This window comes from Aquiflexum lacus (assembly GCF_015476655.1).
Lineage (GTDB): Bacteria > Bacteroidota > Bacteroidia > Cytophagales > Cyclobacteriaceae > Aquiflexum > Aquiflexum lacus.
On the sequence record NZ_JABFHF010000012.1, the window covers coordinates 79,591 to 93,513 of the forward strand.

Annotated in this window: 14 protein-coding genes; 6 read left to right on the forward strand and 8 right to left on the reverse strand. The window is 38.9% G+C overall.

Going from position 1 to position 13,923, the window contains the following annotated elements:
* Position 1: 1 nt before the first annotated feature.
* Complete coding sequence (locus HMJ38_RS12435; RefSeq protein WP_228780030.1) at positions 2–1,114, reverse strand: putative type IX sorting system protein PorV2; 1,113 nt, start codon at positions 1,112–1,114, stop codon at positions 2–4.
* A 392-nt stretch (positions 1,115–1,506) separates the two neighbouring features.
* Here HMJ38_RS12435 and HMJ38_RS12440 point away from each other — a divergent pair, with 392 nt between their 5' ends.
* The 3 genes from HMJ38_RS12440 to HMJ38_RS12450 all read left to right on the forward strand — a co-directional run bounded on the left by HMJ38_RS12440 (position 1,507) and on the right by HMJ38_RS12450 (position 5,372).
* Positions 1,507–1,836, forward strand: coding sequence for a PadR family transcriptional regulator (locus HMJ38_RS12440; RefSeq protein WP_194974729.1), 330 nt, complete (start codon positions 1,507–1,509; stop codon positions 1,834–1,836).
* Positions 1,837–1,839: 3 nt separating this feature from the next.
* A complete protein-coding gene (locus HMJ38_RS12445; protein ID WP_194974730.1) occupies positions 1,840–3,750 on the forward strand; it encodes a PspC domain-containing protein in 1,911 nt (636 codons plus the stop codon).
* A 221-nt stretch (positions 3,751–3,971) separates the two neighbouring features.
* Positions 3,972–5,372 (forward strand): MBL fold metallo-hydrolase RNA specificity domain-containing protein, encoded by a 1,401-nt coding sequence (locus HMJ38_RS12450; protein ID WP_194974731.1) that lies wholly within the window; start codon positions 3,972–3,974, stop codon positions 5,370–5,372.
* A 188-nt stretch (positions 5,373–5,560) separates the two neighbouring features.
* Here the strand turns inward: HMJ38_RS12450 and HMJ38_RS12455 are convergent, their stop codons facing one another.
* The 7 genes from HMJ38_RS12455 to HMJ38_RS12485 all read right to left on the reverse strand — a co-directional run bounded on the left by HMJ38_RS12455 (position 5,561) and on the right by HMJ38_RS12485 (position 11,145).
* Complete coding sequence (locus tag HMJ38_RS12455; RefSeq protein ID WP_228780031.1) at positions 5,561–6,625, reverse strand: amidohydrolase family protein; 1,065 nt, start codon at positions 6,623–6,625, stop codon at positions 5,561–5,563.
* A 251-nt stretch (positions 6,626–6,876) separates the two neighbouring features.
* Positions 6,877–7,602 carry a class I SAM-dependent methyltransferase gene (locus HMJ38_RS12460; RefSeq protein WP_194974732.1) on the reverse strand — a complete coding sequence of 242 codons (726 nt, stop codon included), beginning with the start codon at positions 7,600–7,602 and terminating at the stop codon, positions 6,877–6,879.
* A 33-nt stretch (positions 7,603–7,635) separates the two neighbouring features.
* Positions 7,636–8,085, reverse strand: a complete 450-nt coding sequence (locus HMJ38_RS12465; protein ID WP_194974733.1) for a GNAT family N-acetyltransferase — start codon at positions 8,083–8,085, stop codon at positions 7,636–7,638.
* A gap of 21 nt (positions 8,086–8,106) precedes the next feature.
* Positions 8,107–9,783: a mechanosensitive ion channel family protein gene (locus HMJ38_RS12470; RefSeq protein WP_194974734.1), complete on the reverse strand. Its 1,677-nt coding sequence runs from the start codon at positions 9,781–9,783 to the stop codon at positions 8,107–8,109.
* A 30-nt stretch (positions 9,784–9,813) separates the two neighbouring features.
* Positions 9,814–10,254: a DUF4440 domain-containing protein gene (locus HMJ38_RS12475; RefSeq protein WP_194974735.1), complete on the reverse strand. Its 441-nt coding sequence runs from the start codon at positions 10,252–10,254 to the stop codon at positions 9,814–9,816.
* A gap of 25 nt (positions 10,255–10,279) precedes the next feature.
* Positions 10,280–10,495: a hypothetical protein gene (locus HMJ38_RS12480; protein ID WP_194974736.1), complete on the reverse strand. Its 216-nt coding sequence runs from the start codon at positions 10,493–10,495 to the stop codon at positions 10,280–10,282.
* Complete coding sequence (locus tag HMJ38_RS12485) at positions 10,495–11,145, reverse strand: DUF998 domain-containing protein (RefSeq protein ID WP_194974737.1); 651 nt, start codon at positions 11,143–11,145, stop codon at positions 10,495–10,497. Before HMJ38_RS12485 ends, HMJ38_RS12480 begins: the two co-directional genes overlap by 1 nt.
* Positions 11,146–11,536: 391 nt before the next feature.
* Between HMJ38_RS12485 and HMJ38_RS12490 the strand changes: the two genes are divergently transcribed.
* Genes HMJ38_RS12490 through HMJ38_RS12500 form a run of 3 tightly spaced genes read left to right on the forward strand, consistent with a single transcriptional unit; the run spans position 11,537 to position 13,905 of the window.
* Positions 11,537–12,106 (forward strand): RNA polymerase sigma factor, encoded by a 570-nt coding sequence (locus HMJ38_RS12490; RefSeq protein WP_194974738.1) that lies wholly within the window; start codon positions 11,537–11,539, stop codon positions 12,104–12,106.
* A complete protein-coding gene (locus HMJ38_RS12495) occupies positions 12,099–12,857 on the forward strand; it encodes a hypothetical protein (RefSeq protein ID WP_194974739.1) in 759 nt (252 codons plus the stop codon). Before HMJ38_RS12490 ends, HMJ38_RS12495 begins: the two co-directional genes overlap by 8 nt.
* A gap of 22 nt (positions 12,858–12,879) precedes the next feature.
* On the forward strand, positions 12,880–13,905 hold the full coding sequence (locus HMJ38_RS12500) for an outer membrane beta-barrel protein (RefSeq protein ID WP_194974740.1): 1,026 nt from the start codon (positions 12,880–12,882) through the stop codon (positions 13,903–13,905).
* Positions 13,906–13,923 lie beyond the last annotated feature (18 nt).

The window sequence follows — 13,923 nt, forward strand, 5'->3', positions numbered from 1 at the left end:
ATCAATTGTCCCAGCCTTTGTTTATTCTGAATTTTCCGTCAAGTTTTTCCAAACTCACTTTGACCGTGAATACATGTGAATAGGGTGTTTGGGAAATTCCTCCAATATCCGTTAAAGCATAATCAATCTGAAATTTTTCATTCAGAAAAACACCCAAACCGAAGCTTGGTTTCCATGACATATAATATGTCGCATCAAAATCTTTGATTCTCTGTACATGACTACCTCCTGCCCTTAAATAAACCATATTTTTATAACTTGCCTCCAGCCCAATTCTTGGATCGAAACTCACAATATCTGTACGGACGATGGTATTCCTTCTGCCATCAAAAGTAAAATCCAAATCAATGACACCTTGCACCCTGATTTCATCGGTAATGTCTAAGTCTCTGGTTATACTGAATATAGCCCTTGGCATTGTAAGTTCAATAGAATTAACCGGTATCTCATTGTTAGTCTGGGAATAAATATCCCTTACCATGTCTGCATCATGAAACCACGCATTGAAAGTGGTAGTAACATCCCGAAGCATAAAACCTATTCTCCATTCTTCCAAAAGAAAAATCCCTCCCACATCAAGTCCAAATCCCCATGCTTGGGCAAATTTCCCCACATTACGATGGATGATTTTGGTATTGACCCCCAATTTAAACTGATCGCTTACATCCCTGGCATAGGATAAGATCAGGGCATAATCAGCAGCATTGAAAAACTGGATATTGTTGTAATTCAAAGCCCCGCTGGCATCATACAAAAATCTGGTATCAGGAATGTCATCTACTCCAAACCTAATAAGGGAAACACCAATTTGATTATCTATATCGAAATTTGTCGTATATCCTAAATAATCAAATTTAGCTATACCCGCAAAATATTCAGCATGCATCAAGGAAAACTCATGCTGATGCTGAACTCCCAAGAGGCCGGCAGGATTCCAATAGGCAGCAGTGACATCCCGGACAGAAGATACCTGCGCACCACCCATGCCAAGGGCACGGGCACCAATGCCTATGTTCATAAATTCATTGGAATATTTCGGAGCTATAGTTTGGGCATCAAGCTTAGCAAAACTGAAAAACAGCAGCATTCCAATAAAACACCTGATAATCACCATTTATCGAGTCTCAAATTCAGATGCAAAGTAAAAATAAATACTTAAGTTAAAAGCCTATTCAAAGAAAATTAAACTAGCACAAAGATTAAAAAACTGTTCGATTACGCACACAAAAATGTCCATTTGAGCCACATTCATTTTTCCACTGACAGAAACTGCATATCAAGCTCAAAAAAAATCTTTTCATTCCATTTCATTAGAAATGTGTCTCTATTGAAAAAAAATCAACTTTTTTTATTTTTTTTCTCTCAAAGGGTACCTTTTAATAACAAGTGACATGGTATTGCAAGGTACCATTTTACACTTTGGTACAGTTTTTCTTATTTCTTCGCCAAAAGAGGTACAGCTTGGAATCAGGTCCAAGCACCGAAAAACTTAAACGATCAGAACAAATGAACGCTTCAAACACCCAGATACAAATGCGGAAAGGATTGCTTGAATTCTGCATTCTGCACATCATATCACGAGGAGAAGTTTATGCCTCGGATATGATCGAAGAACTGACCGCTGCAAAGATGATCGTTGTAGAAGGCACACTTTATCCTTTGCTCAACAGATTAAAATCCGCTTCCCTCGTTTCCTACAAATGGGTGGAGTCGGAATCCGGTCCCCCAAGAAAATACTACACCATTACGGATGAAGGAAAGGAATTTCTCGAGACCCTCAATGAAACCTGGGACTCCCTTGTCAGTTCTACCCAATTAATCACCTCAAAGAAATAAGCCATGAAAAAGACAATAAGTATCAACATCAGTGGTATCCTGTTTCATATTGAAGAGGATGGTTATACCACATTAAAGAAATACCTCGAATCAATTAACAGGCATTTCTCACATTATCAGGACAATCAGGAGATTATTTCGGATATAGAAAACCGAATTGCTGAAATCTTTCTAAGTAATCTGAAAAACAACAAACAGGTCATCACATCGGAAAATGTAAACAGTCTGATTGAAAAAATGGGTACTATTGCAGATTTCAAAGCAATAGAGGAAGAATTGTCGCAGGATGAGGATAAAAAATCCAAACCTGAACCTGAATTCAATGACTACTACAAACATATTACACCCAACCAAAACACCAAAGGCTACAAAAAGCTTACCCGACTTGAAAACCGGAAGATACTTGGTGGTGTATGTGCAGGAATGGCTCATTACCTTGCGGTGGATCCACTTTGGACCAGATTGATCGCCATCCTCCTCTTATTCAGCGGCAACCTAAGGTTTGGTAGACCAGGTTGGGACTTCCTTCCATGGAATTTCGATTTCAATCTTTCCCTCGGAATTTGGGCAGTGATTGCCTATATCGTATTGTGGGTGATTCTTCCTGTGTCCTATGACGAACCTGAGGACAAAAACATTAAAAAACTCTACCGAAATCCGGATGACAGAACCCTAGGCGGGGTAGCGAGCGGATTGGCTGCCTATTTTGGGATAGAGGTTATTTGGATGAGGTTGCTCTTCATTGGGTTGATATTTGCCGGTGGGTCAGGTTTTGTGATCTATATTATTCTATGGATCATTACACCTGTAGCCAAATCAATTACCGAACGGATAGAAATGAAGGGTGGTGCCATAACGCTGGACAATATAGAAACGACGATCAGGGAAAACATGAACCCAATTCCCCCAAGGGAAGAAAGTCAGGCCAGAAAAGTATTGCTTGCCCCGTTCAGATTCCTAGGCAAGTTGATCAATGCCCTCGGGGAAGCTTTGGGTCCTTTAGGCACATTTCTACTTTCCTTTATTAGGGTCATTTTTGGACTGATTATATTTCTGATAGGAATGGGTATTACAATCACTCCTTTGATCTTATTGGGTGTCTATTTCGGATTAGTGCCAGATGGGGATATTGTATGGGGGATTCATGAGAATATACCCATAGAATGGATCAATGATATAGTTCCGGTTTGGCTTGCGTTTGCAGTGGCTTCAGCAGTGCTGATACCTGGAATAATAATTGTATTACTTGGAATATCGGTACTCGTTCAAAGAAGTATCATAGACGCCAGATTCGGTCTGGTAGCATTAGGAATATGGTTGCTGAGTATTGGAATCTGTGCATTCCAGATCCCAAGGGTCATCGGTCAGTTTAAAACTGAGGGCTCCCATTCCGTCGAGCAAGTACTTGAATTTTCTGAAGGTACAATGGTATTGAAATCATCTGCTATAGGAGTAGATCAATGGCTTTCCAATCAAATAAGTATTCAATTGGAAGGTACTGATGCAAGCCAGCCCATTCTGATTCAAAATTTCAAGTCAAGAGGGAAAAATTATGAGGATGCAATCCAAAATGCACAAAGCCTTGAATACAGCTTTACGGTAAAAGATTCCGTTCTTACGCTGGACAGGAGTGTGGATTTAAGTCAATTGGACAAATTCAGAGGTCAAAGTCTTAAACTGAATTTGGAGATTCCTTTTGACCGCCCATTTGTCATGGATAAATCTCTATTACCTATCATACAGAATACCATTCATAGAAATGGGTATAAAACAAGGGATGTCAACTCCCGAAATCATTGGGTTTTCAATGAAAACGGACTGCTTTGCCTTACCTGCCAGGATACAGGAAAAACTTCCACTGCAGACAGTCTATCGAGAGCTAAATTTGAAGGGGCTTACTTTATGAACAGATAATCCTTTTTGACCTAAATACGGATTTAAAAAACAGAGTATCTTAGAAGGATGCCCTGTTTTTTTTGATTGTTTGATTAAATTCATAAATTGAACGGAATAGTTAGCGGCTTGCGACTTAGTTATTTCAACAAAGACAGAAAAATCATGATAGGCAAGGTTGCAGATAGTCATTATTGAAATATTTCTTGTATTTTTAACTAAACCATAGCCCAAAAATATAGATGAAAGTTAAATTAAAATTTTTAGGTGGAGCCAAAACTGTAACTGGATCTAGATACCTGCTTGAAATAGATGATTATAAAGTTTTGGTAGATTGTGGCCTTTTTCAGGGATTAAAAGACCTTAGGTTGAGAAACTGGGACAGTTTCCCTATCCCGCCTTCAGAAATTGATATGGTCATGATCACTCACGCCCATATCGATCACAGTGGTTACCTCCCAAAACTGATCAAAGAAGGATTTAACGGGCCAATTTACTGTACTTACCCTACGATGGAACTGATCAAAATTCTGTTGTTGGATTCAGGAAAACTTCAAGAAGAAGAAGCTGCTTTTGCGACCAAGAAAGGCTATTCCAAACATGAAAAACCACTTCCCTTATATACCATAGAAGATGCCGAAAAAGTGTTCCCTAAGCTTCATCCCATTGAAATGGAACAGGTGGAAAAAGTCAATGAAAACATTTCAATAACTTATTTCAATGCAGGTCATATTTTGGGAGCGGCCATTTTAAAAATTAAAGTAAAGGGGCAGTATCAGGAAAAAAAGATTGTGTTTTCCGGCGATCTGGGTAGATTTCACGACCCTATCATGAACCCTCCCGTCAGAATTCCATTTGCTGACATCTTATTGATGGAATCTACTTATGGTGACCGTAAGCAACTTTCAAACAGACCTGAGGAGGAGTTAGGACTTGCAATCCGGGAAACTTATAGAAATGGAGGGGTTGCGGTCATACCTGCTTTTGCTGTTGGGAGGACACAATTGATTTTGTACTATTTATTTCTTTTGCAGCAAAAAGGTAAGATCCCTGATATCCCGATTTATGTGGACAGTCCCATGGCCATCAACGTAACGGAACTATACAAAAAATTTGGGAAATACCACAAACTCAGCCCTACTCTGGAGGAAGATGATTGCAATCCCTTTTCGCACAAAAACCTTCATTATTACCGAAGTCAGGAATCCTCCATGTCTCTCAATGCAGTCCGGGGTGATGCAATCATTATTTCTGCCAGTGGTATGGCAACAGGAGGCCGGATTGTACACCACCTTTACCATAGATTACCCAATGAAAACGATAGTTTTATTTTCGTAGGCTTTCAAGCTGAAGGAACAAGAGGCAGAAGACTTTTGGAAGGTGAGAAAACAGTGAGAATGTACGGTATCGATGTGCCCGTCAAATCTAAAGTCTATTATATTGAGGGGATGTCAGCACATGCAGACCAAGATGAATTGGTAGAGTGGGCAGATGGATTCACTTCAAGTCCCAAAATGACATTTCTGATTCATGGTGAAAAAGAAGCAGCTGGGAGTTTGTCCACAAGACTCAAAGAAGAACTGGGCTGGAATGCTATCGTTCCTGAATATCTGGAAAGTTTTGAGCTTTTTGATGGAATATGAATATAATATAGATAACTGCAACGACGACAGTCACCGAAATTCCTTTGCTCACCGAGACGGAAGTCGGTAGACCGAAGACGGAAGTTGACGATGATAATTTGAACAGGTCTAAGTTAATTTACTTACTTTAATTTTTTTTTAAGAAAGATGATGTATCAACCTTTTAAGAAAGTTTTTGTCCTTTAAGATTAATCCGGAAACCTACTTGTGTCTATATTTGGTATTATTTTGATTGCATTTTTGTAATAGACTTTTTTTAAGACTTCATCTGACAAACCCAAACCATACATGCTCCAGAAAGCATGGTATTTTTTGTAATAAGGAAAATATTCATCTTCAGTTTCCAATACCCTGAAGTAGGTATAAAACTCCTCTTTGTTATAAGCATCTTTGGCAAATAACAGACGGTCCTGGTATTTGGTAAAAAATGCTTTTGCCCTTCTGGGTTGTCTACCGAATTCTGCGATCACAGCCCCAATACCAAAATAGACATTAGGGTATTTCTCCAAATGCGCTTCTGCCTTGTCCAAGTTATTGGCCATCCAACCCATGTGTGCGTTGATAAAAGTGGTTTTGGGATGTTTGGCAAAAACATGGTGCTGTTCAGCTATCAATTGATCAAAAGGTGCGGGGTCGGTATCACTTCTTTTTCTTCCCGGATTGATCTTCAATTCCAGCCATCTTTCATTGTTGGCATCCATTGGTGACCAAAATGGCTCCGGATCGGCGGTATGGATAAGTACCGGTATTCCAAGTTCTCCAGCTTTGGCCCAAACAGGGTCTAAATCGGGATGGTCCACAGGAACTCTTTTCCCATGAATATCTTTGACAGAAAATCCAAGACTCTTGTAGATTTTCAGACCATTGGCGCCATTTTTTACATCCTCTTCCAAAGCAGCAACAGCTTTCTTACTCCATCCCTCGGATCCAAAATCAGTAAAAGACAGATTGGTAAATACAATGAATCTACCGGGAGCCACACCATTGAACCTTCGGATCATGGAAAACATGTATTCCTGCTGATCAATATCGCTGGCACCTCCCCTAGAAAAACCTCTGCCGCTAAGATTCACCATAACACCCATATTGAGTTCATCCATTTCCGTGACCAAACGAATCACAGTTTCCTGTGCCACATTCCATTGGTGACTATGCACATCTATAAAGGGGAACTTGGCTCTTTTAACAGGATTTTCAGGAACCACAAGGGTGGATGGAGGATTATATTCTTCAAAACTCATTTCTTGCGCCATTGAAAAATCCATTTTGACAATCGAAATACAAAAAAGAAAAACAGCAATCAGTGATTTAAAGGAAATGAAAGATAAACCTTGGGATTTCATATACTATTCTTTGTAGAGTACAACTTATGCAACAGAACTTTAATCTGTTATCATTCTATTTGAAATTGAAATCTTGGAAAAGATAATTGAATTTCAATGCCACCCATCAAAAACTGCTATTTTCAATTTGGTTTTATTTTGACAGCATGGGGTATCTATTTTTATTTCTCAGTTTTATATAGCGTGTAAAAAATATCAACAGGAAGTTCTTGAAGATGGAGGTTTTTTAACTTCCCGTAAACCATATCAAAGGGAATAACATCCGGATATTTAGATAGCAATGCCTGATATACTCCGTACTCTGCTAAAAGTAGATGGGTCATTTCCTTAGGAGACACTTGTATTTTTATCCTTTCCTTTTGGGTAAAGAGTTTTGAAATCCCATAGGTATCGAGACCTGATAAGTCCAACCAATGATCGTATCCCTCCAATGACTTTTCTACCAAGATTCCCAAATCTCTCTGAAATTCATCCATCATAATTTCAAAATCATAAATCAGGATTAGTCCATCTCTTTTGGTCACTCGAAGCGTCTCATCAAAAAGCCTTTGGGATTTGGCATAAAAAAGAGAGCCTGCAAAAGTCACGATATCAAATTGGTCATCAGGAAAATCAAGATTCTTTCCATCAAAAGATTTATAACTAATCCTTCGATTCGATTTTGCCATCACAAGCATTTCAGGGCTTGGATCAATTGCAATGACCTTTTCACAGAAACCTGTCAGAGCAACTGAGGATTGTCCGGTTCCGCAGCCGACATCTAAACCCAATTTGAACTTCGACTTCTGATATCCTTTAAGACACTTTTTCAAGATTAAATCATGCAGAGGTGGCCTATATGCCGCATAATTTTCTGCAATAATCACATCATATTCGTGTTTCATCATATTTGGTTTTCTTTAAAAAAATTTGTCCGCCAATTAAAGTAATTTTTCAAAACAATAGCTATTTAAAACTCCAATATATTGACCATAATTTTCGGTAAGTAAATAAGCGTTTTTCTTATATAAAGCTATCGCATCCGGCTGCCTGACCCCTGTTTCCAAGATACATCTGGAAAAAGACATTTCTTTCGCCCAAACTTCGAGGGACTGCAAAATTCCAGTGGCAATACATTTGCCTCTTTGTGACTGCACCACATACATTCTTTTGACCTCCATGGTTTGAGAATCAAATTCCTTAATCGCTCCACAACCCACCGGAATTTCCCCTATGTAAGCTAACACAACATATTTTATGCTGTCTATCTTATTGAACTGATTATAAAAAGCATGTTCATCACCATCAGTTATCGCTAACTCCGAATCTAATAATTTGACGAGTTTCTTAAAATCAGGGTTGTTGGAATCTGTTCTGACTAATTTATACATTTCTTCAATTAATTAAAAAACCTACTTTTCATCCCTTTTATCCATTTTTATACTAAAACTAGGAACTTGGTAATCTTTAGGGAGATAGCTGTCAGGGATGGTGCTCCTATTCCCATCTCTTGCTGCCCTGTAATGTGGCGAGAGAATCTCTATGCCTTTTTCAAAAAAACTATCCTGAATATTTTGGTGAAGTTCGGAATATACCCTTGGTAATAGATTAGACTCTCTTGTATAGGCATTAATTTGGTATGAAACATAGAAATCTTCCAATCCGGTCTGCAAAACAAAAGGCAATGGCTCCTTCAGGATTTTTTCAGTTCTCAAAGCTGCATCAATGAGCGCTTGATGAACTTCTTTCCAAGGCACATCATAACCAATGGTGACTGTGGAATGAATGATCAGTCCTTCTGTTCTTGCCAAAGTACTGTAATTGGTTGTATTGCCACTTAGAACAGCGGAGTTTGGGATTGTAATCTCTTCATTTTTTGGAGTTCTTAACCGTGTAACCAATAGTGTTTTTTCCATAACATCTCCGGTAACATCTCCGATTTTGATCTTATCACCGATTTTGAAGGGGCGCATGTAGGTAATCACCAATCCGGCTACCATGTTTGCGATTGCTGACGAGGATCCCAATGAAAATAAGACACCAATAAAAACAGAGACCCCTTTAAAGATATTGGAATCAGAACCTGGCAGATAAGGGAAAACCAACACAAACATAAAAGCATATAACAAGAACCTGACAATACTATAAGTTGGCATCGCCCAATCCGCATGAAAACCTGAGATATGCAATTTTTCTGCATCAATCTCTTTGAAAATATACTTTACCAGGCGGATAAAATAGGTCATTACAAAAACTATTACCACAATGGTAAAGAGGTTTGGTAAATACTCCCAAATCGCCAAAAAGATGGATGTAAAGGGTGACCAAACCAATTGGAAGAGCCTATCTGCCCATCCCCTTGTAAATGGGAAAATGCTGAATGCAATTGACAAAGTGAAATAAAACAACAACACATACAGAAATGCCCTGATAATTTTCAGGACCAAAAGTATCATCTGCAGTTCCTGTTCAGCAGTAAGGAAAGTATATTCCTTATAGGCTAGATTTCTTAGCCACTTGTCTTTATGTGTATTTAAATAATTCAAAACCTTGGTGTTGCCGATTCCCAACAACCAATATAAAAGTGCGGCAATGCCCAAGACCAACAAAACAAGTAAAGATCTTATCAAAACCTTAACAAACTCCTGGTCCTCTTTCGCTTCAAGAATCGACTCTGAGATCTGGGTTTTAAGTTCATTGGCTAGCTCCATTATCTCCATGTTTTGCCATGTCGCATCTGATGAAACTATACTTGTGATGATGAGGTCTCTATAAATTAAATCAATCGAATTTTCAGCCTCCTGTATGATGAGAGAGTCTATGCTGAAAGACTCCTCATTGTAAATTTTTTTGATCTTACTACTGATATTTTGCGCTCTTTCCTGTGGGGTTGATGCTCCCAGACGGGAATACACAAAAAAGATCGTATCACCATTTACACCTAAGACCGGAAAACCTGACTTTTCCTGAATACTGGATTGTAACGTATTGGTAAGACTGTCATTTTGGGCAGCTTTGGTTTCCAAGCCCAAAAAAATATAAACCAAAACAAGAATTATCGAGGATCTCGTCAAAATATGGGTTCTCATGTCGGAATGTACAAAAAAAATGTATTTTTTCTATCGTGTAGGTAACATGTTTCTGATAGCAGAGATTTTCCAACCTTTATCGGTAAATACAACCAAAAACGTACTCCACATTTCCCGCTTAATTCCATTTGTATTTTCAATGACATACTTGGCATCAACAATACTGACATCATCCGTAATAAATTTGATTTTATCAACAGTTAATGTTCGTTTTCCATGATTCGCAATGGAACTCCGCTGCATGCCTTCCACAGCAGATTGTATCCCCATTCTCCACTCTCCGGAAGAAACCAATTGGTCAATATTCGGCATCAAGATTTTTTTTAGCAATATGGTATCCTGCAATTCCCTCGCTTCGGCATAATCATCTATCAAAGCAATGATGGCCTGTCTATGTTTTTGATCTTCCTGTGCAAAAACACCAAGTGAGAACAATTGAAAGACCGTAAATAGAAAGATGTACTTTTTCATTTCTTCTGAAATTAGGTAGTGGAACTTAGATTTTAATTTTGGTTACACGGTATGAAAAATACTTATCCACCATTTTCATGGCCAAATTTGAAGGCATTGCCTTGAAAGCGAAATTCCTAAAAGCAATCAACACAGGATTTGTAAGCTGACCCATTTTCCCTAATTTCAGACTTTCATTGACAATCATTTTCGAACGCGGAAATTGTAATTTTTCATATCTCTCAAATGCTTTTTTGGTCATTATTCCATTGGGAGATCAGCCAAAATAAACTCCCCCTTTGTCAACCATGAAAACCCAAAGGCCGCCATGGCTACCCATTCCATCCAGAAAATGACTTTTGGGAAAATGGGGAAGGCAGAAAATATCGGTATCAGTACCAAGGCCACAATCATCACAATCGCACAGATACGGTAAATTTTGTTCCTATCAACTTTTTGAGGGGTCATATTTCCCGAAGTCTTTGTAAACTGAAAATAGGACATATACGCTAAGATCAGGAAAAAAAGGATTGCCAGGATATTATGGGCAGTAGTTCTCCATGCCAATTCTTCCAATTCCCTGATGCTACACTGTTCATCCATATTTTGACCTGTTGGTAATAAAACTACTAGAATCGCAAAAACCCCCGCTACTCCTGTCAACCATTGATCTACCCTATCATACCCTTTATACGCAATCAAGAAAAAGGAAATACTGAAAATCATACCAACAAAGATGTCCCCTGAGGTCGTATAATAATAATCTGAAAGGGAAGATTGTATGGTCTTGCAATCTCCAAAAATAGCGACCCAAACAATTAGAATCAAAGGCAAGGTAAATGCCAAAAAACCTAGGGATTTTCTAAGCCTGTTGAAGGTTGTCAGGTATGGTTCTTTAAAATCTTCTGCCATAACTATAAAAATATCATTTCCTTGATAAAAACACTAATTGGTATTTTTTTCTTGACACTTTTTTTGAATATTTCCTGATACTGTTTTCTCCTTGTTTCTTGAAACTTAGCACCCCGATACCAGGCCAAGCTTTAGTTTTTGATTCTTGTTTCTTGGTTCTTTCTTCTTGGCTCTTGCCTCTTGCTTCTTGGCTCTTGTTTCTTGGCTCTTGCCTCTTGCTTCTTTGCTCTTGCTTCTTGGCTCTTGTTACTAAAGGCCAAAGACCTTCGAGGTCTGAAAAAGACCTCAAAGGTCTAGACTCTCGCTTCTCAAAAAAAAATTAACCTTTTTTCACAAATCAATGCAACCTATTTTTACTGACCTGTATCTACCTATTTGAAAGCCATCAATAATGTTATTTAGAAAAACTTTTACAACGGAGTCGGACATCATCAAAAGTTGCCTCAAGGGTGAGCGAAAAGCTCAACAGCATCTTTATGAGTCTTATTCCAAAAAGTTTCTCGCCATCTGCATGCGATATGTCAAAGACAAGGACCTTGCAGAAGATGTAATGATAGAGGGCTTTATGAAGATCTTTGAAAAAATGTCGCAGTTTGAAGGGAAAGGAAGCTTTGAGGGTTGGATGAAAAGAATTATCGTCACACAATCATTGCTCACCCTTAGAAACAACCGCAACCTGAGTATGGAGGTCAATATGGAAAGCCATCTTGAAGCCATGGATTCAGCATATGAACTGAATCACATGGAAGCGGCGGAACTGATGGACTTGGTCCAGGAACTTCCGGTTGGCTACCGGACAGTGTTCAACCTATATGCCATCGAAGGATACAGCCACTCTGAAATTGCAGATTTATTGGGAATTACGGAGTCTACTTCCAAATCACAATTGAACAGGGCAAGAAATACATTGAAACAAAAAATAGCCGATCAACAAATTAAAGAAAGGAGAATCAATGGCTAATTCAGATAAAAAATTTGACCAGTACTTCCAAGAAAAATTGGGGAATCATGAAGTAAAACCATCCAAGCTTGCTTGGGAAAGGTTGGATTCCCAATTGGGCAAAAAAGGCAAAGCTGCTTATTATCCATTTATGAGAATCGCAGCCGCAATCATACTGCTGATGGGGGCAGGTTATTTGGTATGGCAATTTAAAACAGCTGAAATCACAAGACCTCAGACTGCTGAAATCATTCAGATTCCTGTGCAAGAAGAGGTTTTAGATAACAAAACAGAATCCCTAACTGAGCAGGAAATAACAAATGAGGACAAAGGTGTTTTTGTTAAACCGGAAACAATTGAAAAGGAAAAAGCCCAAGAAACTCCTGTCAAAAAACCACAGATGGTAAGTAAGCCTGTTACTGAAAGTCCGAAAGAACTCTTAACGGAAAATACAATTCAGACAGAACGGAATCAGGAACAGATGATCAGTATTCCTGAACTTGATCTTCCTGAATTAAAATTAGAAGAAGCCATAGCCATGAATAATCTTGAGGAACAAGACGATGAAGACGTAATAGAATATAAAGTCATTATAAAATCCAACGGTTTGAAGGATGAACCCGCCAAACAGAGTTTGATAGTAGGAATTGAAGAAAAAGTAGATAAAATCGGAGGATTTCTGAACAAAGTAGAACAAGGATTTGCAGACCTGCAGGATGCAAAGGAAAATCTCTTTGCCAGCAATGTTCCAAGAAAAGAACGTAGTAAATAACCAATTATTAGAAAAATAAACCATGAAAAAATACTTGTTATTGTTTTGCTTGTTAGGCTTGGTACAATTGGCCTATGGACGTGTGAATGATGACTTATTGGTCCAGAATGACACCATCATTGTCGAATTTGGTAAATCCGGGAAAATTGTTGTCATCGTGGACAGCAAGGAGGATTTTGAAAGATTGAAAGGAATGAACATCAATCAGATCATCAGAGAACTAGACTTAGCAGTTGATGAGGAGTCCGGTGAACTCGTTGTTGTAGAAGTACAGGGTAAAAAAGGAACTAAAGAAGTTGTCAGAGTCCGCGAAGACGGCCAGGAAACTGAAGTTAATGTTGGAGGTATCCGGGTCATTGTGGATGAAACTAGTGGTGACACCAAAGTCAGGGTTCAAACCGGTACTAAGAAAAGAAGTGATCCACCATTCAGAACTTATTTCAACATTGACCTGGGCATCAATAATTACCTGGATGGGAACGGTCAATTCCCCAGCTCAAGTTCGCCCTACGCTGTTAGAGGATGGGGAAGCTGGAATGTGGGTCTCAATTGGATGGCAAGTCAGCGAATCAGCAAAGGATTCCATTGGGATCTTGGTCTTGGAGTACAATGGTATAATTTCAAGTTTGAGAACCGTGACTTTCAAGCAGTCCGTGGAGACGGGCAGATTGATTTTATTCAAAGAACCGATGTAGCAGGATTCAAAAGTAAGATTTCAGCATCCTACCTGACAGCCATGAGTTTGTTCAAATTGGATTTTGGCAAAATGAATGATCAGGGAAGAAAAGGATTCAGGGTAGCCTTAGGGCCTTATGCAGGTTATAGGCTCGGTGGAAGGAGTAAATATGTATATAGGCCATTGGAAGGAGGTGGACGTAGAAAAGACCACCTAGCCACCGGGATATATCTCAACAACTTTCGCTACGGTATCCGAGGTGAGGTAGGCGTTGGCAGGGTTAATTTCTTCAGCACTTATGATCTCAATAAACTCTTCCAGGATGGCGCAGGGCCTGACTTGAACCCAATCACCTTTGGGGTGATATTTTAAACTCCCTTTTTAAAAAAA